Raw genomic sequence first — 24,960 nt, 5'->3', positions numbered from 1 at the left:
GCAGGTCACGCCGGGCAGGCCGACCGCCCTATTAACCTGCCCGGTCCGCACGACGCGGCGTTCCCACGAGCGGTCAGTCGACGACGGAGGTGTCCCAGGCTTCCTGGCGCACCTCCAGGTGCGGCGAGTCGCGTAGGTCACGGAGAATCTCCCGCCACGGGGCCGCCCAGTCGGTACGCCTCCCGCCGACCTGGGTGAGCGTGAGTGCGAACAAGGCCCCGGCCAGGTCACCCCGGGCTGTCAATTGCCGAGCCGAGGGCATTGCGACCGCGATCGGCATGGCCCGCCGTCGGCCGTAGTCGCTGAACAGCTCCGAGATCTCCTGGTCCGCCGTCCGAGCCGCGAGAACCGGCCGGTCCCGGAGCAGGTCGGCCAGCGCGCACAAGGCGTCACCGAACCCCGCAGGCTCGCCGTCTCCGTCCATGTCCGTGGGGAGCAGGGCCACGGCGAGCCGGACCACATGAGGCAGCAGGAGCGGCTGAACGGCGAGCACGCCCATCGCGTCACGGGCGAGCCGCCGCTGCCATGGCTCCGCCTTGTCCTGCATCGCTGCCAGGCTCGCGGTGATGGCGGCCACACGTCCCCGCGCCGGCGTCCGAAAGCCCTCACCGGGTACGGCGGCGGCCAGCCGGGCGAGGACGTCGAGCGTCTGGAACCGGATCGCCCCGGCCCGCAACAGCGCCAGGAACACCTCCATGACCTGCTCGTTCGCCCCCGGATCAGCCGCGGCCTCGATGATCTCTTCGAAGCCGCCGCGGTACCAGTGCGCCCACAAGCCGAACGCCTTCGACCCTCGGAAGCGCACCCCGGGCAGGTCGGCGGCCATGAGCAGCCGACGTACCAGGTCCGCGTAGCGGGGACGGACGCCGGGGGCGTACTCCATCGGGTGGGCCTGGAACAGCGTGCGCAGCATCAGCTCGTCGGCGTGCCGGCCGACGGCCTCCCCGAGCGCGTCCAGGGTCCGTGGGTCCTCGGGCATTCCACGCAACACCGAGGCCACGGCCACCCGTACGTCCTGGTGCAGCCCGGGGTCCGCCCATGCCCGGAGCAGCACGTCCACCGCGCCCGGCGGGCGGTTGTGGCCCAACTGGCGGGCGGCCAGCTTGCGCAGGGTCACCTTGCTGCCGGGGGCGGTCAGCGCTCGCTCCAAGAGCGGGCCGAGCTGGGACGGGGGGACCGCCTGGCAGCATCGATTCAGCGCGGCCACCGCGACACGGGAGGCCTGGCCGCCGGCCTGGTCCAGGAGCGCGGCCACCGCCTGGGCAGGCGCGCCGGTCACCGCCCGGGCAGGACCGCCGGCCTTCGCCATGGCGGTGATGGCGGCTTCGGCCAGCACCGTCTCCTCCCGGTTCGCCCACGCGGTGAGGAGGTCCAGATCGTGGCTGATTCGGCCGGTCGCCTGGACGGCGGCCACTCGGGTGGCGATGGTCAGCTGCTCGTCCTGGACGGTGGCGGCGAGCCTGGCGCGTATCCGGTCGCGCTGGTCGGGGGTCCATCGGCTCGCGTCGCCGACGCCGATCGGCGGCACCCACGCGAGGTCGGCGAACCGGCCGCCGTGGTTCCCGTCCAGCAGGGGCAGCAGGAGGTCGGTGCGGTGGCGGGCCACCGTCCGCCAGACGGCGGGCAGCGTGATGGCAGACGGATCCTCGCGCACAAGCTCGACTACCCGCTCCGTCCGATCGACTACCCGCTCCGTCCGATCGACTACCTGCGCCGTCCGATCGGCTACCCGCTCCGCACGCTCGACCACCTGCGCCGTCCGATCGACCACCCGCTCCGCCCGCTGAGCTGCCGCATTCGCTGGGCGGCGGCCGTGCGGGCGGGTCAGCCAGAGGTCGGCGGCCTCGCGGGCGAGGGGCTCCGGCGCCGTGCGGATGGCGGCGCGCAGGTCGTCCTGGAGTTCGGCCAACGCCCACGAGCGGCGGCCGAGCGCGTGCGCGAGGGCCACGGCCAGGGCGAAATCCGCCCGCTCACGTGCGGCGCGAAGGTGCGGGCGCAGCACCGCGAGCAGGTCGTGCTCCTGACCGGCGCGCAGCACCCGATCCAGACGGTGCGACCCCGCGGGAGCATAACGATGGCGGCGGGCAGGGGAAGGCTCGGGCGGCAGCCCGCCCGCGCCATGCCGGGCCACCAGCTTTCCGTAAGCGCCCAGTGCCCACGCGGTCAGCGCGGGCGCGATGGCCGGGTCGTGGTGCCGCAGAATCCGTCCGGCCAAGCTCCGGAGCGCCTCCTGCGTGGCAGGAGAGGAGTCCGGGGCTTCGACCGCATCAGTGGCGATGCGGTCCAGCGTCCCGGCGCAGGAGTCGTCGAACAGCACCGGCGAGACGTCCCCCAGAGCGATCAGCAGGTCCCGGCGGAGCAGGTCCTGTTCGTTGACGGTGCGCTGGGCCAGGTCGGCCAGAAGCGCATGGAGCGCCGCCCGGTCCCGGGTGCGGGCCGTGCATTGCACCAGCAGCGTCCTGGCCGGCCCGCGCCGCCGCGGGTCCCCGCCCACAGCGGCCGCACGCAGCGGGCCGACGGCCTCCTCGTACGGCAGGTAGGAGGTGAGCTCCAGCGGAATTTCCGGATTGTCCAGGCGGGAGCGGGACGAGTGCCACACCGAGTCGTGCCAGGCGAGCATGCGCCTGGCCTCGGCCGCCGCCGACTCGGCCGGCAGCCACCTGAGCAGCGGCATCGCCCACAGCCCGGTGGAACCGCCTCTCTGCTCGGCGCCCGCCTCGAAGATCGCGGCCCGGCGAGAGGGCGGCAGCCACCGCAGCACCAGGCCGAGCCGATGATCGGCCGAGGCGAGGCGCAGGATCTCCGCGTCCGAGCCCGACCGCAGGTGGCGAAGCAGCGCTTTCGGCGGCCCCGCCCAGCTGTCCGACGAGGCGTCGACGAGCAACCTCATGGCACGTGCGGAGTCCGCCCTGAACAGCGCGTTCAAGACCGTGCCGGGAAACCTGAGGAGGTTGTGGCGCAGGTCGTGCCGTTCCAGCAGGGCCAGCAGGCGAGCCGGCTCGGCGAGCGATGCGAGCTCCACGCCCGCGCCGCGGCGGCGCCACCACGTCCACGCGTGAACGCCCGTGGACAGCTCCTCCTCGGCCACCGCCATGATCGCCCCCGCATGCCGTTTGGCCAGTGCCGTCCAGGACGTCACCGCGTGGGCGAGCTCGGGCAGCCATCGCGCGACGATCCTGACGCCGCAGGCCGGCAGCAGCGCGGCGGCCTCCCGGTCCCCCCACCGAGCATGGACCTCCGGCAGCAGGGACTCGGCCAGCGCCGGCCGGCGGCCCTGCGCCAGCGTTCGGTACAGCGCGAGCCGCAGCTCGGTGGGCGCGTCCTGAAGCGCGGCGGCGACCGCCGGATCCGGCACGGGAAGGGTACGCACCGCGCGCAGGGCCGCGCGTCGCAGCCCCATGTCGGGTCCGGCCAGGACCTCCTGAATGAAATCGAGGTCACGTGCCGCCATGGCCACGTGCAGTGCCGTGCGCTGGTCCTGCGCGGACAGCTCGACCAGGAGGACCCGCAGGTGGGAGGTGCCTGCTAGGCGGCGGGCGTGGAGTGCCAGCGCCCGCATACGCCGTGGGTACGGCAGAGGTTCGAGACGCGCCAGCAACGCGGCGGCGGAGATGTCGGAGGCCGGCTCCTCGGCCGGCTCCATGGGCCTCAACGGCCTGGGCGGAGAACGCCCTTTCCACTAGTCATGCCGACGATGGTGACCGATCATCCCCTTGCCGCGCAAGTCGCGGTTAGGCTTCGGCGGTGATGGATGCGATCTTCCCCCGCAAGCTGACCGCGGGCGACGTCATACGAGTGGTGGCGCCGTCCAGGTCCCGCGCGATGGTGATGGAGCACGACCACACCGACGTCATCAGGTCTCGGTTCGCCGAGCTGGGCCTGACGCTCTCGTACGGCGGCCATGTCGATGAGCGGGACGCGTTCGACTCCTCCAGCATCGCCTCACGGGTCACCGATCTGCACGAGGCCTTCGCCGATCCGTCGGTGGCCGCGATCCTGACGGTCATCGGCGGCTACAACTGCAACGAGCTCCTGCCGTTCCTGGACTGGGAGCTGATCCGGGCCAACCCGAAGATCTTGTGCGGATACTCCGACATCACCGCCCTGCAGAACGCCATCCTCGCCCGAACCGGGCTGGTCACCTACTCCGGTCCCCACTGGTCGACGTTCGGCATGCGAGACCACTTCGAGCAGACCCTGCGCTGGTTCACCTCGGTCATGTTCGACACCGCCCCGATCATCCTGGCCCCGGTGGCGCACTGGAGCGACGATCTCTGGTTCCTCGACCAGGACGAACGCGACCTGACCCCCAACGACGGATGGTGGCCGATCCGGCCCGGCACCGCCGAGGGACACATCGTCGGCGGCAACCTCTGCACACTGAACCTGCTGCAGGGCACCCCCTTCATGCCCTCCCTCGACGGTGCGCTCCTGATCCTCGAGGACGACCTCGAGTCGCACCCGGCGACCTTCGCCCGCGACCTGACCTCACTGCTGCAGCTTCCCGACGCTCCGGGAGTCCGCGGACTGGCGATCGGCCGGTTCCAGCACGCCAGCCGCATGACCCGCCCACTGCTGGAACAGATCATCGACGCCCAACCGGCACTGACCGGCGTCCCCGTCCTGGCCAACATCGACGTCGGCCACACCCACCCGTTGGCCACCTTCCCGATCGGCGGCCAAGGCCGGCTCGCCATCACCGACACCCGGCCAAGCCTGACACTGCTCCACCACTGACCCATCGCGTCGTCGGCTCGCCGGGAGCCCCCGATGACGAGAGCACTAGTGCCAGTTGTGTGGTGCGCGTTTGAGGGTGTAGGCCGCCTCCGGCAGGTCGTCCCGGACGCGGATCATCCAGCGGGCGAGATCGGTGGTGAGGTCGGCACGGATTGTGGCGAGCGCGGGATCGTCGTACCGGTTGTCCAGCTCCGCGGGGTCGGCGTCCAGGTCGTAGAGTTCGCCGGTGCCGCGCTCGTCCAGGAGCAGCTTCCACTGTCCGCGCCGGAGCATCACCGTCGTGCCGGCCTGGGTGACGGTGTTGAGCTCGTCGAAGGTGCGGCCTTCGTACGGAAAATGCAACGAGGGGCGCTCGTCGACGTCGTAGGAGAGCCCGCCGAACCCGCGTTCGCCGTACCCGCTGGCGAACTCCCCGGCCGGATACGGAGCTCCGGTGAGCATGGGCCACAGGCTGCGGCCCTGGACGCCGACCGGGATCTCGACGTCGAGCGCGTCGCAGATCGTCGGGAACAGGTCGGCGAGCGAGACGAAGTCGGTGCGGTTGACCATCGGCCGCACGTCCGGTCCGGCCACGGCGAACGGGATGCGCATCAGGCTCTCGGACATGCCCGCGCCCTTGCGTTGCAGGCCGTAGTCGCCGGCGTAGTCGCCGTGGTCGGCGACGAAGAACACCAGGGTGTCCCGCTGACCCAAGTGTGCGAAGAACCGGCGCAGTTGGTCGTCGATGAGCCGGAGCATCCCGCAGTAGTTGGCGCGATATCGCCGCCACTCGGCGTCGTAGCCGGGCCGTTTCTCCTCGATCAGCCGACGCAGCCAGGTGTAGGTGCCGCCCTTGCGCTCGGCGCCCTCGGGCCCGACCAGCCGCTCGGGCACCTGGTCCGGCGCGAAGAGGCTGAAGTACGGCTCCGGGACCTGGTAGGGGTTGTGCGGTTCGGGGAACGACAGCCAGGTGAAGAACGGCCGGTCGGCAGGCGTCCGGTCGATCGCGTTGATCGCACCGTCGACGATCCGGTACGGGAACTGGCACTCCAGCGGAAACGGCGTCGGCTCACGGCTGACCGAGTGGTCGAGCGAGCCGAGCCACTGCTCGAACAGCGTCTGGTCAGGCGTGGCCATCGGGCCGCGATCGTGCCAGTACGGCGCGGCGAACGTGTCGAAGTCGGCGGGCTGCCGGTAGAAATGCGTCTTGCCCGCCAGGTGCAGCGCGTAGCCGGCGGCACGCAACACGTCCACCAGGTCGGCTCCGCGCAGCACGTGCTCCGCGGCGCTGTTCTGCCGGACTCGGTGCGCGGACGGATATCGTGCGGTGAGCAGGCTGACCCGGGCGGGCACGCACAACGGCGATGTGGTGTACGCCCGCTCGAACCGGGCGCCGGTGCTCATCAGCCCGTCGAGGAAGGGCATGGTGTCCAGGGGGAAGCCGCTCGCGGCCGTCCAGCCGGCCCGCTGCTGGTCGGTCATGATCAGCACGATGTTCGGTCGGTTCACGGGTCGGGCCTCCGCTAGCGCTTCGCGTACATCGGCTTGAGGTAGTCCGCCCGCGGCTTCCAGTTGGGGAAGGCGAAGTCGTCCAGGCCGACCTGCGCGCCCTTGCTCTTGGCCGCCGCGATCGCCAGGTCCCGCTGCTTGGCGCTGTCGCTGGACAGCTTGGTCAACGCCGCGCGGACGTCGGTGACGTCGCCGGTCAGCGCACCCTGGACGATGTCCCCGAGGGTGGGGGTCACCGGCTTGAGCTCGGCTTGCACCCGCTTGATGTCCTTGTTGCCGGCGATCGGTTCGGGGGCGAGGAAGACGCTCTCCTTGAACCAGCCGATCAGTTTCTTGTACGCGGGGTGCGCCTGGGATCGCTCGACGACGGAGATGTCGCGCGGGGGCTGCGACATGGTCCCGGCGATCGTGCGCGAGTACTCCTCGGTGGTGAAGTGGTCGCTCAGCAGCTTGTTCGCCGCCGCGGCCTTCTTGCTCGTCGGCGACAGCCAGTACTCTCCTGGCTGCGGCACATGGTAGGTGGCCACGGCGGTGCCCGCGTCAGGCACCAGAATCGGCCCCACGCCGAGCTTGTCCCCGAAGCCGGGCGTGTCCTTCAGCGCCACGCCGGGGCACCAGGGACCGTCGAAGTAGTACGCCGCGAGTCCGGCGGTCCATCGGGCCCGTGCCACGTCGTCGAGCCAGGAGTTCGCCCCTGGCACGAGCACCTTGTCCTGGCGCAGCGAGACCAGGAACTCGATCACGTCGAGGTATTCGTCGGCGTGGTAGGCGTACTCGCCGGTCTGGTACCTCACTCCGGCGCCCCCGGGGAACCCGGCCGCCTGCGCCAGGTCGTGGACCTGGTCGCCCAGCCGGATCGGCATGCCGATGTTCCACACCCAGCCGTACGTTCCGCCGCCGGCCGAGCGCTGCACCGCGCCGGCCGCGGCCCGGAACTCGTCGTAGGTCTTCGGCGGCGCCTGCGGGTCCAGCCCGGCGCGCGCGACCAGCTCCGTGTTGAACCACGTCACCGTGGAGTAGGTCTGATGGCTGAAGATGGGGAACGCGTAGATCTTGCCGTCGAAGACGTGCAGGCCCTCGATGAGCGAGTCCTGGACCCGGGCCTTCGCCTCATCGCTGAGGTTCAGCGGCTGCGCCCACCCGGCGGCGACGAGCGTCGCGGCAGGAAGGTTGAGCCCGGCGTTGGTGCGGATGTCCGGCAGTTGGCCGCTCTGCTTGGCCAGTTGCAGCGCCTGGCCCATCTTCGCCGGGTTGTAGTAGGTGTACTGCACGGGAACGCCGCCGGGGCTCTTGGCGAACTCGGCGAAGATCTCCGCCTTCGCCTTCTGGAGCTGGTTCTGGTGGTCCCACCAGGTCAGCGAGTTGCCGCCGGCACCGGCACCACCGCCGCCACCGCAAGCCGTCGCGGCGGCCAGAGTGCCCGCTGCGGCGAGGAATCCCCGCCGAGTCATCGCGTCCATCGGTCCTGCCTTCCACCCCGCGGCCGTGTGAAGGTCTCGTTAAGCAATGTTGCCGCGTGGCAAACTCATTCTTGCCACGCGGCATGCCGCGCGGCAAGACTCTTCATAGCAACTAAGGAAGGTGAGCGACCGTGGTGACACAACGTGACGTGGCGCGGCGGGCGGGAGTCTCAGTGCGGACCGTCTCCAACGTCGTGAACAACTTCGCCTACGTGGCCGAGGAGACCCGCGCCCAGGTGCAACAGGCCCTGGACGAGCTCGACTACCGGCCCAACATCGCGGCGCGCAGCCTGAACCGGGGGCGGTCCAACCTGCTGGCCCTCGTCCTGCCGCTGGACGTGCCGTACTTCACCGAACTGGCCGCCCACGTGGTGGACCGGGCCGAGGAGCGCGGATACACGGTGCTCATCGACCGCACCGAAGGCGCGGCGGAACGCGAGCGGCAGATCGTCATGCGGCGGGACCGGTCGGCTCTCTTCGACGGGTTCATCTTCAGCCCGCTCGGTCTGACCGAGGACGAGCTGCGCCGCTGGGCGGGCAAGTGCCCGACGGTGATGCTGGGCGAGGTGCGGGTGGACGGCGTGGACCACGTCGCCATCAACGACACCGCGGCCGCCAAGGCCGCCACGGGGCATCTGATCTCGCTGGGCCGGACCCGTGTCGCCGCCATCGGCGTGCCGCACGTTCCGAAGAAATCGTCCAGCCCGCCCGCGAGGGAGACCGCGGCGCATCGATCGGCCGGATACGAGGAGGCGCTGACCGAGGCGGGCCTGCCCATCCGGCCCGAACTCGCCGTACGGGTACAGCGCTACCAGCGCCAGGACGGCCGGCTCGCGATGGACCGCCTGCTCGATCTGGCCGAGCCGCCGGATGCGGTGTTCTGCTACAACGACCTGCTCGCGCTCGGGGCGATGCGGGCGGTGCTGGCCCGCGGGCTACGGGTGCCGCAGGACGTCGCCGTGGTCGGGTTCGACGGCATCGAGGAGGGCCGGTTCGCCACCCCGCCGCTGACCACCATCGCGCCCGACAAGGAGCGGATCGCCGAGCTCGCCGTGACCCGCCTGCTGGAGCGCGTCGAGGGTGACAAGAGCCCGGCCGTCCAGCTTGAGGCGCCGTGGCGGCTGATGGTCGACGAGAGCACCACGGGCGTCGCCGGAGCGGGCGGATGACGGTCGCGATCCCCGCCGCCCGTTCCCGCACCACCCTGTACATCTGGCTGTTCCTGACCCCGACCGTGCTGCTGTCCGGCGCGTTCACCGTCTACCCGATCGTCGGCAGCTACGTGTACTCGCTCACCGACTGGAACGGGTTCGACGCGAGCCCGTCGTTCATCGGCGTGGCCAACTACCGCGAGGTCCTCGCCGACCCGATGTTCTGGAGCTCGTTCCGGCTGACGCTGACGTTCATGCTCTTAGCGGTGCCCGTCCAGGTGCTGGCCACTCTGCTGCTGGCGATCGTCCTCAACTCGCCCCGCATGCCGCTGCGCAAGCTGTTCCGTACGGCCCTGTTCCTGCCGGTGGTCACCACCACGGCGATCGTCGGCGTGGTCATGCAGTTCGTCTTCGACCCGGCCAGCGGCCCGGTGAACCTCGCGTTGCGCGAGGCCGGTCTGGCGCCGGACGGCATCGACTTCCTCGGGCAGTCCGCGACGGCGCTGGGCACGACGATCGGCGTGTACGTGTGGAAGTGGTTCGGGATCACCCTGATCTACTGGCTGGCCGCGCTGCAGACCGTGCCGAACGAGGTGTACGAGGCGGCGCGCCTCGACGGAGCCGGCGCGCTGGGCACCCTGCGGTACATCACGATGCCCCTGCTCAAGCCCTTCCTGGTCATCATCACCCTGTTGTCGATCGAGGCGTCGTTACAGGTCTTCGACCTGGTCCTGACCATGACCGGGGGCGGTCCGTTCTACTCGACCGAGGTGATCGAGGTGTACATCTACCGCTGGGCCTTCGCCGCGACGATCCCCCGGCTCGGGTACGCGTCCGCGGCCGCCGTCCTGTTCGGCCTGTTCGTCTGCCTTGTCGGGCTGCTGCAACTGCTCGCGATACGCGCCACCCGCCGGGCCAGGAGGGCGGCATGAGGAGCGGACTGTTGCGCCGGCTGCCCTGGTGGCTCGCCGCCGCCGCGCTCGCCATCGGCTGCCTGATCTGGATCTACCCGTTCCTGTGGATGGTCGCCGCGTCGCTGAAGACGTCGGCCGAGGTGTTCACCAAGGGGCTCGACCTGCTGCCGGGCAACCCGCAGTGGGAGAACTACGAACGCGCGTGGGAGGACGCGCGGTTCGGGAAGTACCTGCTCAACACCGTGATCGTCACGGTGTTCACGGTGCTGGTCGTGGTCGTCCGGTGCGCCATGGCCGGCTACGTCATCGCCCGCCACGAGTTCCGCGGCCGCCGGATCGTCATGGGCGTCCTGGTCGCCACGCTGTTCGTCCCGGCCGGATACACCATCATCCCGCTGGTCGACGTCGCCCAGCGGCTCGGCATGCTGAACTCGCTGACCGGCATGATCCTCGCGATGTCGGGCGCCGCGCACGTGGCGGCGATCCTGCTGTACGTCGGGTACTTCCGCGGCATACCCAAGGAGCTGACCGAAAGCGCGCTCCTCGACGGCGCCGGGTTCGCGACCGTCTTCTTCCGCATCATGCTGCCGCTGGCCAAGCCGGTGACGGCCACGGTCACCGTGCTGACCTTCCTGTCCACCTGGAACGCGTTCTTCCTGCCGCTGGTCTTCACCTTCTCCCGGCCCGACCTGCGCACTGTCAGCGTCGGCATGCTCGCGTTCATCGGCGAGAACACCACCGACTGGTCGGGCATGGCCGCCGCGGCGACGATCTCGCTGCTGCCGGTCGTCGCGCTGTTCATCGCCCTGCAGCGGTACTTCGTCGAGGGCATCGCCGGTGCCGTCAAATCCTGAAATTTCCGGAGAAAGCGAGTGTTTGTGCAGACCGTCATTCCCCGCCCGGAGTACCCGCGTCCGCAGTTCGTCCGCACCGCATGGCAGTGCCTGAACGGAGCCTGGCAGTTCGAGCGGGATCCCGGCGACTCCGGGCTTGAGCGTGGCCTGGTCGACCGGGACCTGATCGGCGAGATCGTCGTGCCGTTCTGCCCGGAGTCCGAACTGTCCGGCATCGGGGACCCGGACTTCCATCCGGCCGTCTGGTACCGCCGTACCGTCCGGGTGCCGGAAGACTGGGCCGGGCGGCGGGTGCTGCTGCACTTCCAGGCGGTGGACCACGACACCACGGTGTGGGTGGACGGTGCCGAAGCCGGCAGGCACCGGGGCGGGTTCACCTCGTTCAGCTGTGACCTGGCCGCCGCGGCCGACCCGGCGCGTGCGTACACCGTGGTCGTGCGCGCCAGGGATCCGCGCACCGGGCCACAGGCGCGCGGCAAGCAGGCGACCACCTACCAGGGCCACGGCGCGCTCTACGGACGCACCACCGGCATCTGGCAGACGGTGTGGTGCGAGCCCGTGCCCGACGCGCACCTCGGCCGGCCGAAGATCACGCCGAACGTCGCCGCGTCCGCGTTCCGGGTCACCGTGCCGGTGTCGGCCAACCGCCCGGGGCACCGAGTCCGGGTGACGGTGTCGGACCAGACCGGTGAGGTCGTGCGGGCGCAGGCGCGCGCCGACCTCGACCTCGCCCCCGAAGTGTGGCTGCCGCTGCCGGACGACCGGGTACGGCTGTGGTCCCCCGAGGACCCGCACCTGTACGACCTGCGCATCGACCTGCTCGACGGCGACGACGCCGTGGTCGACACCGCCACGAGCTACGCCGGGCTCCGCTCTGTCACCATCGACGGGCGGGCCGTCCTGCTCAACGGCGAGGTCCGCTTCCAGCGGCTCGTGCTCGACCAGGGCTACTACCCCGACGGCCTGATGACCGCGCCCACGGACGAGGCGCTGCGCCGTGACATCGAGCTGGCCGTGGCCGCGGGGTTCAACGGCGCCCGGTTGCACCAGAAGGTGTTCGAGGAGCGGTATCTGTACCACGCCGATCGGGCTGGGTTCCTGGTCTGGGGCGAGTTCGGGGACTGGGGAGCCAACACCTACGGGCCTCCCGGCGACAACCAGCAGCCGACCGCGTCGTTCGTGACCCAGTGGCTGGAGGCGGTCGAGCGCGACCACTCCCACCCGTCCATCGTCGGCTGGTGCCCGCTCAACGAGACCTGGCAGCGGCGGACCGACCAGATCACCGTGCTCGACGACGTCACCTGGGGCATGTACCTGGCCACGAAGGCGGCCGACCGCACCCGCCCGGTGCTCGACGCGTCCGGCTACGCGCATCGTGTTCCGGGCGCCGACGTCTACGACTCACACTGCTACGAGCAGGATCCCGAGGCGTTCGGCAAGCTGATGGCGGGCCTGGCCGACGGGACGCCGTACGTCAACGCCGATCCCGACGGCACGGCATGGTCGGTGCCGTACCAGGGCCAGCCGTACTTCTGCAGCGAGTTCGGGGGCATCTGGTGGAACCCGGACATACGCCCCGAGGAGCGCTCCTGGGGATACGGCGAACGCCCGGCGAGCGAGGAGGAACTCCAGCAGCGGTTCGCCGGGCTGGTCGGAGTCCTGCTGAACGACCCTCGGATGTTCGGCTACTGCTACACACAGCTCACCGACGTCTTCCAGGAACAGAACGGCATCTATCGCTTCGACCGTACGAACAAGCTGGACGTCTCGCGGATCCGCGCGGCCCAACTACGTCCGGCCGCCATCGAGGAGGCCGAGTGACCGAGCAGGCCAGGGGCGCGGTGGCGAGCGCCCCTGGCCGCGCCCGCCGACTTCATGCACCACGCCACTGACCGTGCGGGACTCACCCAGCGTCACCGTTCCCGTTACCGTTCGAGGCGGACACCAGACCGGCGATGTAGTCGGAGACCGCAGCGACGGTCGGTTGCCGCCACAGCAGGGTCGTCGGCAGCGAGCAGCGGAACCGCTTCTCCAGCCGCCGCCGGACGACCACCGTCAGCACCGAGTCCAGCCCCTGCTCGACCAGCGGCCGGTGGGGCGACAGGTCGGCGGGGGCCAGCCGCATCTCCTGGGCGATCTGCGCACTGACCTCCTCCAGCAGGAACGCACGCAGCTCCACCGGCCCCAGGCCGGCGATCGATTCGGCGGGCCGTACGCCTTCGGTGCCGTTCTCCGAGGGGGTCGGCACGTCGATCACCGGGTACCGCAGTCCCGACAGCCAGCCGACGACGGCACCGGCGTCGTCGGTCACCCGTACCTGCACCGTGTCGGCGCGTTCGGGGTCGAGCCACACCTCGATGTCCACCGTGGCCGGTGGCTCTCCGACCGTGACCAGCCGGTCGACGTGCGTCACCATGCGGAGCAGCGGGTCACCGGGGAACGCGCTCGGCGCCACCGACATCGCCGCGTCCAGCACGGGTGCCCAGGTGGCGGCCGGCCCGCACTGTACCCGGGCGCGCAGTGCGCCGTGGCCGCGCAGCAGTTCCTTGACCATCCAGTCGAACCCGGTCTCGGGTACGCCGACGGCGGCGAGCCGCTCAATGACCAGGCCCGGCTCCGCCGACGTGAGCGGCAGCGCCGGGGAAGACGGCGCCTCGCCCGGTTCGGCGAGCGCCGTGGCGGTGGCGATCATCTGCCAGGCGGCGTCCGGTTCGCCCGCCGCACGGGCGGCCAGCCGCAGCCCGGTTCCCTGCCGTACGACCTGGACCTCGCGCCGGTCTGCGGTCAGCAGTGGCGCCGACATCGTCACCTCGCCGAGCGCCTGACCTCCGGCGGCGGCGAAGAAGGTCGCCGCGAGCACCGCGGCCGGCACGATCTCCACGCCCTCGATGGCATGGCTGCCGGGATAGGGCCGGGTCTGGTCGTCCACGCCGGTCCGCCAGAGCCGTACGTCGGTGCCCGCGAGATCGAGGCCGTCGCCGAGCAGCGTGTGCGTGTCGGGATCGTGGCCGCGACCGGCGGTGTCCGGGGCCGACGGCGTACGCCAGTGCGTGCGGTGCTGCCAGGGATAGGAGGGGAGCACGACCGGCCCGCCGGCCGGCTGCAGCCGATGCCAGTCCACCTCGATGCCGGCGCAGTGCGCGGCAGCCACACTGGTCAGCAGGGTGGCCCGCGTGGGCCGGTTCCGCCGCAACGACGCGCCGACGAAGATCTCCTCGTGCCCGCCCGCGCCCAGCGTCTCCAGCACCGAGTGGGTGACCACCGGGTGCGGGGAGAGCTCGACGAACGCGCGGTATCCGTCGGCCGCGGCCGACGCGATCGCATCGGCCAGGCGTACCGGCCGGCGCAGGTTGACCGCCCAGTACGCGCCGTCGAAGCCGGGGCTCGCCTGCGGATCGTCCAGCGCCGTCGAGTAGACGCGGATGTCAGGGACACCGACCTTGAGGTCGGCCGCGGCGGCGGTCAGGTCGGCCAGGAGCGGATCCATCTGCGGCCCGTGGAACGCCACGTCCGAGGCGACCCGGCGGGCCGGGATGCCCTCCTCGATCCAGCCGGTCAGCACGTCGGCCACGGCGTCCGGATCACCGGAGACGACCGTCGAGCCGGGCGACGACGCGATCGCGGCGACCACGTCGGTACGGTCCCCCAGCAGCCGCGCCGCCTCGGCGAACGGCAACTGCACCATGGCCATCGCCCCGTGGCCGGCCACCCGCCGCAGCAGCAGGGACCTGCGGCAGATCAACCGGGCCCCGTCCAGGCGGCTCAACGCCCCGGCCGTCACGGCGGCGGCGATCTCGCCGACCGAATGGCCGATGACCGCGTGCGGACGAACCCCGTACGCGCGCCACAGCTCGACGAGGCCGAGCTGCATCGCGAAGATCATGGTCTGGATCCGGTCCACCTCGGTCAGCTCATCCTCGGTGAGCACCTCCCGTGGCGAGAAGCCGATCTCGGCGGCGAACACCGGCTCCAGCTCGTCGATCACCGCGGCGAACGCCGGCTCGGTCGCCAGCAGCTCCCGGCCCATGCCGGCCCACTGCGAGCCGTGTCCGGAGAACACGAACACCGGGCCGGGACCGGGATCGACGAGCACCCGCCCGGTGGTCACCGCGTCGTGCGGGGCGCCGCTCGACAGGGCGCGCAACCGGTCGGCCAGCGCGGCCGGGTTCTCCGCCGCCACCACCGCCCGGTGCGGCAGGTGGGCTCGGCGCAGCGCGAGCGTGTGCCCGGCATCGGCCGGGGGCAACTGGCCGACGACGCTGGCGAGGTTCCCGGCGGCCTGCCGCAACGCCGCCCGCGACGCGGCGGACACCGGATACAGCCGACGCGCGGTCCCGTTGGCGGACACCGGAGACGGCTGGCCTGCGGTCCCGTTGGCGGACACCGAAGACAGCCGGTCCGCGGTCCCCTCGGCCGGTGGGGCCTGTTCGAGGACGACGTGGGCGACGGTGCCGCCGTAGCCGAAGGCGGAGACCGCGGCCCGGCGCGGATAGTCGGAGGCGGGCCACGGCGTCGGCGCGTCGACCACCCGCAGCCCGTTGCCCTTCCAGTCGATGGCCGGAGTGGGCGTGTCGAGCCGGCTCGGCGGGAGCTCATCGCGTTCGAGCGCCAGCACCGCCTTGACCAGGCCGGCGACGCCGGCGGCCCCTTCGAGGTGGCCGATGTTGGACTTGGCCGACCCGATCAGGCACGGCTGCTCCGCCGGCCGGTCCGCCCCGTACACGGCACTCAGCGCGCCGGCTTCGAGGGGGTCGCCGACCGCGGTGCCGGTGCCGTGCGCCTCCACGTAACCGACCGTGCCCGGCTCGATGCCCGCCTGCCGCAGCGCGCGGCGCATGACGTGCTCCTGCGCCTGGCCGCACGGCGCCATGATGCCCGCGGTGCGGCCGTCCTGGTTGACCGCGCTGCCGCGGATGGTGGCGAGGATGCGGTCCCCATCCCGTACGGCGTCGGCGAGCCGCTTGAGCACCACGACCGCCGCGCCCTCGCCCCGCCCGTACCCGTCGGCGGCGGCGTCGAACGACTTGCTCCGACCGTCCGGTGCCAGCGTGCCCGCGGCGTCCAGGGTCAGCGTCTCGCCGGGAGACAGGATGAGGTTGACCCCGCCGGCCAGCGCCACGTCGGTCTCTCCGGAGCGCAGGGCCTGTACGGCCAGGTGGACGGCGACCAGCGACGCCGAGCAAGCCGTGTCCACCGCCATACTCGGGCCGCGCAGGTCGAGCGCGTACGACACCCGGTTGGCGACCGCGCAGGCGGCGGCACCGATCCCGGTCCACGCCTCGATGTCAGGCAGGTCTTCCAGCAGGCGATGCCCGTAGTCGCCGGTGCAGACGCCCACGTACACGCCCGCGTCCGTGCCGGCCAGCGCGTCCGGCGACACCCCGGCGTGCTCCAGCGCCTCCCACGCGGTCTCCATCACGAGGCGCTGCTGCGGGTCCATCAGCTCCGCTTCGCGCGGCGAGAGCCCGAAGAACTCCGCGTCGAAGTCGGCCGCCCCCTCCAGGAAGCTGCCGTACGGGACGGTGCGGCGTAACGCCGCCGCGTACGAAGGGCCGCGATCGGCGTAGTCGCGCCAGCGGTCGGCGGGCGCCGGTCCGCTGGCGTCCCGGCCCTCGCACAGCAGGTTCCAGTAGTCGTCCGCCGAGCCGACACCGCCAGGCAGACGGCAGCCGATCCCGATCAGCGCGATCATCTCGACCGGTCGATCCATCACACATCGCCTCCCCGCATCAGCGCCCACATGGGCGACTCGAGAATCTCCACAACGGCGGCCGAGATGGTCACGCCTGGACCGAAGCCGAACATCAGCAGGTGATCGCCGGGTCCCAGGGCGCCGCCGTGGATCAGGTGCTCCAGCGCCAGGATCTGGTCACTGGCCCCGCAATGGCCGATCGTCCGGCCGAAGTCCCACACCGACCGGGACGCCGGAATGCCCAGCCGGTGCTCGCAGATCTGGTCGGCGATCTCCTGGGAGGTGTTCATGCACGCCACCCGGGTCACGTCATCCGCCTTGATCCCGGCCTCCGACATGGCCTGGTCGATCACTTCGCCCATCCGCTCGTCCAGCGTCACCAGCACCTTGGTCCCGTCGCCTTCGACCATCGCGCGCCGCCGGAACACGTCGTTGTGCGCCGCGAAGTCCACCGTGCGACCCTCGGTGACGCCGGGCGGGAACAACGGCTCGGCGCAGCGGTGCATCTCCTCGGCCTGCGACACCGACATCGTGCACACCGACGCCAGCCGGGCGAACCCCGGCTCGGTGTCGAGCACGAGGGCGCTGCCCGCGTCACCGGCGACGGCCCCGGGCAGCATCCGCCACCGGTCGACGAGCGGAGTTCCGTAGTTGTCGGCGGCGACCAGCAGCGCCGCCTGGCGGCCGGGCGCGCGCAGGTAGCTCGCGGCCAGCTCCAAGGCGGTGAACATGCCGTTGCAGCCCTGCTTGAGCTGAGTCGACAGGACATCGTCGCCGACCAGATGACGCTGCACGTACGCCTGCGGAGGCCATCCCTCCGGGCCCTGATGCCAGGTCGAGACGTACAGCAGCAGGTCCAGATCAGTGGGGGAGCGCCCGCTGCGGGCCACCGCGCGCCGAGCCGCGCGCAACGCCATCTCCGGCGGCGGGACGTCACCGGCCACCGCGACCGCGGCGAGCCGGTGCAGCTCGACCTCCTCGGCGGAGTACCAACCCGCCGCCACGGCGTGCTCCACGCTCACCGTGGCAGGCAGGTACGACCCGACTCCGCTGATGTACATGTCCGCCGTCTCCATGCCGCCTCCACAGTCGATCGTCGATGTGCATGCCCGCTCAGCCGGGCCCGTCGGAGGCGTACTCCCTGGGGATGTCGAGGATCCGCAGGACGGCGCAGGCCATGGTGGTGCCGGCGCCCAGCCCGATGAGCAGCACGTAGTCGCCGCGGGCGAGCGCCCCGTCGGCCAGCAGATGGTCGAGGGCGACGAACTGGTCGCTGACCCCGAGGTGTCCGATGCCGGCGCCGTACTCCCAGGTGGTGTCGGCCAAGGTCAGCCCGAACCAGTTCACCCCCCGGTTCTCCAGGTCGTCCCAGCGCCCGTGGGGGAAGGCGACGCGCGCCACCTCGTCGAGCGTGATCCCCGCCTCCTTGAGCGTGCGCTCGACCAGGTCCATCAGCGTCGACTGGATCGCCAGCATGATGTCGGCTCCGTCGCCGGCGAAGAGTCGCTTGCGGAAGTCACGGTTGCGGGCGGCGAAGTCGAGCGGCCGGCCCACGGTCGCGTCCGGCGGGAACATCGGCACGCCGCCGTCGTTGACCGACTCGGCCTCCGGCAGCACGATAACGTTTACCGACCGCAGCTGCGCGAACCCCGTGTCGGTGGTGACCAGCAGCGCGCACCCGGCATCGCCCATCACGTTGCCCTCGATCATGCGCCACCGGTCGACCAGCGGGGTGCCGTGGTTGTCGGCGCCGACCAGCAGCGCGGAGCCGCCCGGCCGCAGATACCCGCAGGCGAGCTGCAGCGCGCTGAACAGCCCGCAGCACCCGTGCCGCACCTCGACGGACAGGACGTCGCCGCCGATGAGGTGCTGCTGCAGGTAGTACTGCGGCTGCCAGCCCTCCGGCCCCTGATGCCAGACATCGGCGTACAGCATGAGATCCAGATCGCGCGGCGACATCCCGCCGGAACGCTCGAAGGCGTGCCGGGCAGCGCGGAGCGCGAGCTCCGGAGCCGGTACGTCCCCGGCCACCGCCGCGCCGCCGAGGCGGAAGTACTCCATCTCGTCGGCCGGATAGCGGCCCTCGGCGACGGCCGTCTCGATGCTGACCACCGGCGGCAGATGGACGCCGATACTGCGCAGGTAAATGTCAGAGGTGCGCATCCGTCCTCCTTGCTGAATCAGCGCGGCACGCCGCGGCGCGGGGCGTGGTGGCACGAAAGTCGTCGGGTCTCACTGGGTGCCGGACATCGCGGGGTTCTCCGGCCCGTCGCGGAGCAGCAGCATCGGATCGCTCAGCTCGTACAGGCCGCACATGGGAGGGCAGGCCTCGTAGCCGAGGAGCCGCTGGATGTCCTCGGGGTAGCCGCGGACCGTGTCCAGCGGAAGGGACAGGTAATGGTTCTCCTCCTGGCGGAGGTTGCCGAGGTCGTAGGCGTACGACAGGCCGGTACGAGGCGCGTCGGAGGCGTTGACGCCGGCGCCGTGGTAGGTGCTGCCGAGCCAGAGCAACGCGGAACCGGCCCGCATCTCGGCGGGGATCGCCTCGTCATCGCTGGGGGCCCGCTCGTCGTCCCATCGGTGGCTCCCCGGAATCAGCCGGGTGGCGCCGTTGTGCGCGGTGAAGTCGCTCGCGGCGACCATGACCTGCACCCGGCTCTCCGGACCCGGGTGGCTACGGAGGTGGGCCGTGTCGTCCCGGTGCAGCCCCTGGATCGGCACACCGGGCTGGATCTGGATCACCCGCGAGATGCCGAGCTGGATCGTCGGGACCAGCTCCACGCGCTGTTCGCCGAGCCAGGCCCGCACCGGGCGCTGCAGGAAGTGCCGCGCGCTGCCCAGGAAGTGCGGTTGCCGCATGATCGTGATCGAGTGCTCGCTCCGGCGTACCAGCCCGGGCAGGATCCGGGTCTTCTTGCCGACCAGCCGCCCGTCGCCGTCCTCCTGGCGTTTCAGGGCCGGGCCCAGGTCGTCCCACAGGCCGCGGAGCGTGGCGGCGTCGATGAAGTCCTCGATGATCACTGTTCCGTCGCGCTCGACCACCTCGATGGCCTCGTCGACCGGGGCCGACGCGGGCAGTGTGGTCAGCTTGCGATCACTCATTCCGGCCTCCGGAGGCGCTCGGGTGGTCAGACGGTCCGGGCGGCCCGAACCATCGGGTGAGGGCGGCCAGTAGTGACGCCTGGTCCGCGGGTGTGCTCCAGGCGACGAAGCCGTCCGGCCGGATCAGCAGGGCGTCCGCCGGGGCCTCGGCGCATTCGGCCGTGACCACGTCGACCCGGTCGGCCCAGGGTTCGGCGAGTGCGCGCAGCTCAGGATCGGCGGCGAGGTCGAGCAGCAGCGGCCGCCCGCTGCGTTGCAGCTCCGCGACCCGTACGGTGCCGTCGGCGCACCGTAGCCGCAGGTCCGGACTGTAGCGCCCGACCAGCGGACCGGTCAGCGACGGGTCGCCCATGTCGTAGCTGATGTGCAGGTCGTCGATCAGGGCGGTGAGCTGCCGGTTCGCCTCGTCGCGAAGCAGCACTTCCGTGAGCAGCCGGCGCAACGCGTCGACGTGCTGTCCGGGCCGCATCAACGCGATCGAGGCCCGCTGGACCTCCAGCGTCTGCTCGCCGATCGGGTGCCGCTCGGAGGTGTAGGTGTCGAGCAGGTCTTCGGAGCACCAACCGCGCGCGACCGCGGCGAGCTTCCAGCCGACGTTGAGGGCGTCTCCCATCCCGAGCCGTAACCCCGGGCCGCTCCAGTGCGAGTGGACGTGCGCCGCGTCGCCGACGAGCACCAACCGCCCGCTGCGGTACGTCTCGGCCTGCCGCGCGTTGTCGGTGAACCGGGTGATCTTCTTGACCTCGGTGACCGTCACCTTGGTGCCGCTGAGCCGGCGCAGTGCCTCCTGGAACTCCTCGAGCGTGATGGCCGCGTCCCGATTCGCCGGTGCGCCGTCGAACTCCAACGTGATGAACCGGGGCGGTCCCTCCTCGTACACGAGGAGCCCGCCGTCCTTGCGGAACCAGCCGGGGAGGTGGAATCCGGGGTCGTCGATCTCGGCGAAGGCACGGTAGCCGGTCGTGATGCCGTCCGTTCCGGGAAAGGCGATGCCGGACAGCTTCCGGATCAGGCTCCGGCCGCCGTCGCAGCCGGCGAGCCATTCCGCCTCCATCCGGTACGGCCCGTCAGGACCGTCGACCTCGAGAAGCACCCGGTCGTCGTCCTGGGTGAAACCGATTACGGTGTGGCCGCGCCGTACCTCGATGCCGAGCTCCACCGCGCGCCGCGCCAGGTCCTCCTCCAGGAGCTGCTGGGGCACCAGCAGGTCGGGGGACTCCGGGCGGAGCAGGAACATGCTGGCGAAATGCCGCGCGCCGGGGAACGCCTTGGGGAGCAGGCTGTCCGGCCGTTGCTCACCTGCGGCGATGCGTTCCTGCTGCTCGGCCGTCGGTGGCGTGGCAGGCGCCTCGGTGACCCCGATCATGAGACCGCGACGGTCCATGATGTCGATCGCCCGTCCAGTGATGCCTTCCGCCTTCGGACGCCATTCGATCTCGGGCAGTCGTTCGAGCACCACCACCGGGACGCCGTGGAGAGCCAACTCGCACGCGAGTATGAGCCCCACCGGACCCCCGCCGACAACCGCGACCTGTGTCGCCACGTGCGCCATTCACACCTCTGCTGGGGAGAGAAAAGAGCCTGCTGGAAGAGCTGTCGGGTTGCTCATCACAGACCGGCGTTGCGTACGGCGGTCTCGCAACCTGAGTGTTGACAGATGTGTCCGGGCGGTCAGCGCCGATGTTAATCGGAGGGTCCATATATGACTAGTGGTGTCATTTTTCGGACCAACCATGCATAATCTTCAACGCTGATGATCAATGGTGTGCCGGGGTCGGTTCCTGCTCCGGTGCCCAGGTGGGAGACTGCGGATGAGTGATGGCCGGCAGGCCCAGCCGTTGGAGACCGACCGGCCCAACCCCTTCGACCCACCGGTCGAGCTGCGGAACCGACCGCTGCTCAGCCGGCTCGCCTATCCCGACGGGCACCTCGGCTGGGTGGCGACCGGATACACCGTCACCCGCGCCATCCTGGCGGATCCACGCTTCAGCACCCGGCGTGAGCTGCTGCACCAGCCGGTCGGCGGTGAGCGCGCGCACGAGCGGCCGACACCCGCGCCGCCGGGCATCTTTCCGCACATGGACCCGCCTGACCACACCAGGTACCGCCGCCTGCTGAGTCGCCACTTCGGGTCTCGTCGCGTCGCCGAGCTGACGCCCGCGATCCGGCGGTACACCGCGCAGGTGCTCGACGAAATGGCGGACAGCGGGTCGCCCGCCGACCTCGTGGTGTCGTTCGCCATGCCCGTTCCGGCGCTGGTCATCTGCGAGTTGCTCGGTGTCCCCGCACAGGATCGGCACCTGATCCAGGCGGCGACCGCGGTGATGAACAACCTGGACTCCACGCCGGAACAGACCTTCGGTGCCGTGCTGTCGATCACCGAGACGGTACGCGGCATCCTCGCGCGCCTGCGCGCCGAATCCAGTCCGCCGGACGACGGGCTGCTGGCGCACGCCGTGGCGACCGGTGACCTGACCGACGACGAACTCACCAACCTCGGGATGGTGCTGCTGGCCACCGGCCATCTGCCCACGTCGAGCATGCTCTCGCTCGGGACGTTCGCGCTGCTGACCGACCCGGTCCAGCGGGCCCGTCTGGCCGCGGACCCGGAACTCACCGGACCGGCGGTCGAGGAGCTGCTGCGGTACCTGTCGATCCTCCAGTTCGACGTACGACGCACCGCGCTGGTCGACGTCGAGATCGATGGCCAGGTCATCGCGGCCGGCGAGACCGTGGTGCTGGCCCTGCCGGTCGCGAACCGGGATCCGGAACGCTTCCCCGACCCGGACAAGCTGGACATGGACCGCTCGGCGACCGGGCACCTGGCGTTCGGGCACGGCATCCACCAGTGTCTCGGGCAGCAGCTCGCGCGGGCCGAGCTCCGTATCGCACTGACCGCGCTCTTCGAGCGCTTCCCCGACCTGCGCCTGGCCGTTCCGGCGGCCGAGGTGCCGACCCGTGACCGCATGGCGGTGTACGGAGTGGACCGGCTGCCGGTCGCCTGGGGCCGTTCTAGCGGAAGGTAGCTTTGGATCATGCGTTACAGGACCTTGGGCGACTCGGGCCTCCGGGTGTCAGTGATCGGGCTGGGCTGCAACAACATCGGTGCGCGCATCGACGTGACCCGTACCAGGGCGGTGGTGGACGCGGCGATCGAGGAGGGTGTGACGCTCTTCGACACCGCCGAGTCGTACGGCGCGGTGCCGGGCGCCTCCGAGGAGATACTCGGCGAAGTGCTGGCCAGCCGACGGGATGAGGTGGTCCTGGCCACCAAGTTCGCCAGCCAGGGCAACCGCCCCGACTACGGCCAGGGTCAGGCGCGCGGAACACTGGGCGGCCGGTCGTACATCAGGCGAGCGGTGGAGGGGTCGCTGCGCCGCCTGCGCACCGACTACATCGACCTTTACCAGTACCACTTCCCCGACGGCGTCACCCCGATCGAGGAGACGCTGGACGCCCTGACCGAACTGGTGCGTGAGGGCAAGGTACGTTACATCGGCAGCTCCAACTTCGCCGGCTGGCAGATCGCCGAGGCCGCGCACGTGTCCCGCGAGAGAGGATGCGCGGCGTTCGTGTCGGCGCAGAACCACTGGTCGTTGCTGGAGCGTGGCGCCGAGCGCGAGGTGGTGCCGGCGGCCCTGCACTACGGGGTCGGCGTGCTGCCGTACTTCCCACTGGCCCATGGGCTGCTGACGGGCAAGGTACGACGCGGGCAGGAACCGCCGGCCGGGACCCGGCTCGCGGAGCGTCCCCACCTCGTCACACCGGAGAAGCTGGACCGGGTGGAGACACTGAGATTCTGGGCCGACGAGCACGACCGGTCCCTCCTGGACGTGGCCATCGGTGCGCTGGCCGCACTGCCCGGCTGCGGTTCGGTGATCGCCGGCGCGACGAGCCCGGAGCAGATCCGGGCCAACGCGGCGGCCGGCGACTGGGAACCGACCGCCTTGGAACTGGCCGAGATCACTGAGCCGGTGCCGCTCTCCTGAAGGTCTGACAGAAAAGGTCAGGACGACCACCTGCAATGAATACAAGGAGTCGTCGCGCCGGGACAATCAGTTCGATCCGCGGGTGACCCGTCAGACGGCGGAGAAAAGTTTGCGCATGATGCCCAGCACCTCGTCCTGGCGCTCCTTGGTCATGGGGATCTCGTTACGGCGCAGCTCGTAGACGGCGGCGTACGTGTCTCCCGCTATCGGCGTCAGGGCCAGGGACGTGATCACGTGGCTGTGCCCGGAGGTGGTGTCGTAATGCTCGGTGGCGTTCGTGGTGCAGTCGGTGTAGGCGAGGACTGCTCGCTTGATCCACCGGGCCACGAGCGCGCCCTTGTCTCCCAGGACGGCGTTCTTGATCCCGTCGAGCTCCATGGGAAGGATCTTCTGGCCCTGGATGGCCCGCCGCTCCGTCTCCGCGATGGCCTTGGCCTTGCCCTGCACGCCGTCGGATCCCTGGGACAGCTCGTTCTTCGTCATGCTGGTCTCGAGCGCGAGCGCGTCGCAGCTGTTCCAGATCAGTTCGCCCATGGCGTCGGCGGCGGCGGTGACGTTCGCGCGCAGGGTGGTCATGTACGTGTCCGCGATCGGGCGCTGGGCGACGGCCAGCACGTAGTCGTTGCGGCGCGACTTCGGGAAGAGGCGCTGCATGTTCTTGTCGGCGGCCTGGCCGATGGTGTCCGCGTGGCGACTCATCGCCGACGCCATCGCGTCGTTGAGGATCATCAGCATGACCAGGCCGACCTGGCTCTTGGACAGCAGGATGCCCCCGACACTGGCGATCGCCGTGGCCTGCTTGGTGAGCTCCTCCAGCAAGGTCTGGGCGGCGGCGTGGCTGGAGCTGCCGACGGTCTCGTATTTCGCCTTGTGCATCACTCCCGTGGTGCCGGCCACCACTTCGACGTCGTCGCCGGGCTCGATCTTCTTGCCCGGCAGCCATCTGGCGGCGTTGATCAGGCAGATGCGGGTGATGGTGGCGAGAGTGCGGTACTGCACGGTGATCTGAGCGGTCCCGGTGGCCGCCGGGGCCGCCTTGCGGTAATAGAAGAGCCCTTGGGCGCCGGGTGGGTACAGGTCGGTCGCGGCGCCCGGGGCCAGGACGATGAGATTCGTCGCGCTCGTCGCGGCCTTCGCCTCGTCGACCGTCTGCTTGATCTGCTGCCGCAGGGCGATGAGCGTGCCGATGTCGTCCTTCATGTTCTTCATCATCGTGTCGACGGTCAGGCCGTCGACCTCATGAGCCTCGATGACCCATTCCGCGGAGAGGGTGTCGTTGGTGAGCTTGACCCGCCCGCTCTTGCAGACCTGGTGGTCGCTGCTGCGCGGGTTGCCCAGCCAGGCGTCGTTCGTGGGGTCGATGCTGTAGACGCCGATGTTCTGACCGCCGATGGACAGCGTTCTCTCCGGGGCGACCGCGTGGCCCGGATTCACATTGCCCTCGCAGGACACCAGATTCGTGAGGTTGGAGTCCTCCGTGTACTCAAGACCGCCGTAGATGCTCAATGCCCTGACCCCTTCGATGCGGACCGTCTGTCGCGCGCACCCGTGCGTGCAGGGCCGCCGGGGGGCT

The 24,960-nt window shown here is 70.7% G+C and carries 16 protein-coding genes; 7 read left to right on the top strand and 9 right to left on the bottom strand.

Annotated elements, in window-relative coordinates:
- Positions 1-73 precede the first annotated feature (73 nt).
- A complete protein-coding gene (locus tag AB0F17_RS10960) occupies positions 74-3,643 on the bottom strand; it encodes a hypothetical protein (RefSeq protein ID WP_358019733.1) in 3,570 nt (1,189 codons plus the stop codon).
- A 104-nt stretch (positions 3,644-3,747) separates the two neighbouring features.
- Here AB0F17_RS10960 and AB0F17_RS10955 point away from each other — a divergent pair, with 104 nt between their 5' ends.
- Entirely contained in the window at positions 3,748-4,737 is a 990-nt protein-coding gene (locus tag AB0F17_RS10955) for a S66 peptidase family protein (protein ID WP_358020860.1), read from the top strand.
- 45 nt (positions 4,738-4,782) lie between these two features.
- Here AB0F17_RS10955 and AB0F17_RS10950 read toward each other — a convergent pair whose 3' ends face one another.
- Both AB0F17_RS10950 and AB0F17_RS10945 read right to left on the bottom strand, forming a co-directional pair.
- Entirely contained in the window at positions 4,783-6,225 is a 1,443-nt protein-coding gene (locus tag AB0F17_RS10950; RefSeq protein ID WP_358019730.1) for a sulfatase-like hydrolase/transferase, read from the bottom strand.
- A gap of 14 nt (positions 6,226-6,239) precedes the next feature.
- Positions 6,240-7,685 (bottom strand): extracellular solute-binding protein, encoded by a 1,446-nt coding sequence (locus tag AB0F17_RS10945; RefSeq protein ID WP_358019727.1) that lies wholly within the window; start codon positions 7,683-7,685, stop codon positions 6,240-6,242.
- A 131-nt stretch (positions 7,686-7,816) separates the two neighbouring features.
- On the opposite strand from AB0F17_RS10945, the gene AB0F17_RS10940 reads away from it, so the two are divergent.
- From AB0F17_RS10940 to AB0F17_RS10925, 4 genes are read left to right on the top strand one after another with little or no spacing between them, the layout of a single operon-like run.
- Positions 7,817-8,854 carry a LacI family DNA-binding transcriptional regulator gene (locus tag AB0F17_RS10940; protein WP_358019724.1) on the top strand — a complete coding sequence of 346 codons (1,038 nt, stop codon included), beginning with the start codon at positions 7,817-7,819 and terminating at the stop codon, positions 8,852-8,854.
- Positions 8,851-9,768, top strand: coding sequence for a sugar ABC transporter permease (locus AB0F17_RS10935; protein WP_358019721.1), 918 nt, complete (start codon positions 8,851-8,853; stop codon positions 9,766-9,768). The genes AB0F17_RS10940 and AB0F17_RS10935 overlap by 4 nt, the downstream gene beginning before the upstream one ends.
- Positions 9,765-10,604 carry a carbohydrate ABC transporter permease gene (locus AB0F17_RS10930; RefSeq protein WP_358019718.1) on the top strand — a complete coding sequence of 280 codons (840 nt, stop codon included), beginning with the start codon at positions 9,765-9,767 and terminating at the stop codon, positions 10,602-10,604. Before AB0F17_RS10935 ends, AB0F17_RS10930 begins: the two co-directional genes overlap by 4 nt.
- Positions 10,605-10,622: 18 nt before the next feature.
- A complete protein-coding gene (locus tag AB0F17_RS10925; protein WP_358019715.1) occupies positions 10,623-12,425 on the top strand; it encodes a sugar-binding domain-containing protein in 1,803 nt (600 codons plus the stop codon).
- An 82-nt stretch (positions 12,426-12,507) separates the two neighbouring features.
- Here the strand turns inward: AB0F17_RS10925 and AB0F17_RS10920 are convergent, their stop codons facing one another.
- The 5 genes from AB0F17_RS10920 to AB0F17_RS10900 form a co-directional block, all read right to left on the bottom strand.
- A complete protein-coding gene (locus AB0F17_RS10920; RefSeq protein WP_358020858.1) occupies positions 12,508-16,314 on the bottom strand; it encodes a beta-ketoacyl synthase N-terminal-like domain-containing protein in 3,807 nt (1,268 codons plus the stop codon).
- Complete coding sequence (locus AB0F17_RS10915; protein WP_358019712.1) at positions 16,314-17,372, bottom strand: ketoacyl-ACP synthase III family protein; 1,059 nt, start codon at positions 17,370-17,372, stop codon at positions 16,314-16,316. Before AB0F17_RS10915 ends, AB0F17_RS10920 begins: the two co-directional genes overlap by 1 nt.
- A gap of 37 nt (positions 17,373-17,409) precedes the next feature.
- A complete protein-coding gene (locus AB0F17_RS10910) occupies positions 17,410-18,459 on the bottom strand; it encodes a ketoacyl-ACP synthase III family protein (protein ID WP_358019709.1) in 1,050 nt (349 codons plus the stop codon).
- A gap of 69 nt (positions 18,460-18,528) precedes the next feature.
- Positions 18,529-19,398 carry a phytanoyl-CoA dioxygenase family protein gene (locus tag AB0F17_RS10905; RefSeq protein WP_358019706.1) on the bottom strand — a complete coding sequence of 290 codons (870 nt, stop codon included), beginning with the start codon at positions 19,396-19,398 and terminating at the stop codon, positions 18,529-18,531.
- Positions 19,391-20,941 (bottom strand): FAD-dependent monooxygenase, encoded by a 1,551-nt coding sequence (locus AB0F17_RS10900; protein WP_358019703.1) that lies wholly within the window; start codon positions 20,939-20,941, stop codon positions 19,391-19,393. Before AB0F17_RS10900 ends, AB0F17_RS10905 begins: the two co-directional genes overlap by 8 nt.
- A gap of 268 nt (positions 20,942-21,209) precedes the next feature.
- Between AB0F17_RS10900 and AB0F17_RS10895 the strand changes: the two genes are divergently transcribed.
- Positions 21,210-22,424 carry a cytochrome P450 gene (locus tag AB0F17_RS10895; RefSeq protein WP_358019701.1) on the top strand — a complete coding sequence of 405 codons (1,215 nt, stop codon included), beginning with the start codon at positions 21,210-21,212 and terminating at the stop codon, positions 22,422-22,424.
- A gap of 9 nt (positions 22,425-22,433) precedes the next feature.
- Complete coding sequence (locus AB0F17_RS10890; protein WP_358019698.1) at positions 22,434-23,387, top strand: aldo/keto reductase; 954 nt, start codon at positions 22,434-22,436, stop codon at positions 23,385-23,387.
- Positions 23,388-23,477: 90 nt separating this feature from the next.
- Here the strand turns inward: AB0F17_RS10890 and AB0F17_RS10885 are convergent, their stop codons facing one another.
- Positions 23,478-24,893 (bottom strand): hypothetical protein, encoded by a 1,416-nt coding sequence (locus AB0F17_RS10885; protein ID WP_358019695.1) that lies wholly within the window; start codon positions 24,891-24,893, stop codon positions 23,478-23,480.
- Positions 24,894-24,960: the final 67 nt, after the last annotated feature.

Source organism: Nonomuraea sp. NPDC026600, assembly GCF_040638335.1.
Classification (GTDB): Bacteria; Actinomycetota; Actinomycetes; order Streptosporangiales; family Streptosporangiaceae; genus Nonomuraea.
The sequence above is the reverse complement of the archived record's forward strand: the minus strand, read 5'-3'. Positions and strand labels throughout refer to the sequence as shown.

Excerpts from the sequence above, each read along its gene's own strand:
- AB0F17_RS10960 (WP_358019733.1), bottom strand. The coding sequence starts at position 3,643 with ATGGAGCCGGCCGAGGAGCCGGCCTCCGACATCTCCGCCGCCGCGTTG.
- AB0F17_RS10955 (WP_358020860.1), top strand. The coding sequence starts at position 3,748 with ATGGATGCGATCTTCCCCCGCAAGCTGACCGCGGGCGACGTCATACGA.
- AB0F17_RS10945 (WP_358019727.1), bottom strand. The coding sequence starts at position 7,685 with ATGGACGCGATGACTCGGCGGGGATTCCTCGCCGCAGCGGGCACTCTG.
- AB0F17_RS10935 (WP_358019721.1), top strand. The coding sequence starts at position 8,851 with ATGACGGTCGCGATCCCCGCCGCCCGTTCCCGCACCACCCTGTACATC.
- AB0F17_RS10930 (WP_358019718.1), top strand. The coding sequence starts at position 9,765 with ATGAGGAGCGGACTGTTGCGCCGGCTGCCCTGGTGGCTCGCCGCCGCC.
- AB0F17_RS10920 (WP_358020858.1), bottom strand. The coding sequence starts at position 16,314 with ATGGATCGACCGGTCGAGATGATCGCGCTGATCGGGATCGGCTGCCGT.
- AB0F17_RS10915 (WP_358019712.1), bottom strand. The coding sequence starts at position 17,372 with ATGGAGACGGCGGACATGTACATCAGCGGAGTCGGGTCGTACCTGCCT.
- AB0F17_RS10910 (WP_358019709.1), bottom strand. The coding sequence starts at position 18,459 with ATGCGCACCTCTGACATTTACCTGCGCAGTATCGGCGTCCATCTGCCG.
- AB0F17_RS10905 (WP_358019706.1), bottom strand. The coding sequence starts at position 19,398 with ATGAGTGATCGCAAGCTGACCACACTGCCCGCGTCGGCCCCGGTCGAC.
- AB0F17_RS10895 (WP_358019701.1), top strand. The coding sequence starts at position 21,210 with ATGAGTGATGGCCGGCAGGCCCAGCCGTTGGAGACCGACCGGCCCAAC.
- AB0F17_RS10890 (WP_358019698.1), top strand. The coding sequence starts at position 22,434 with ATGCGTTACAGGACCTTGGGCGACTCGGGCCTCCGGGTGTCAGTGATC.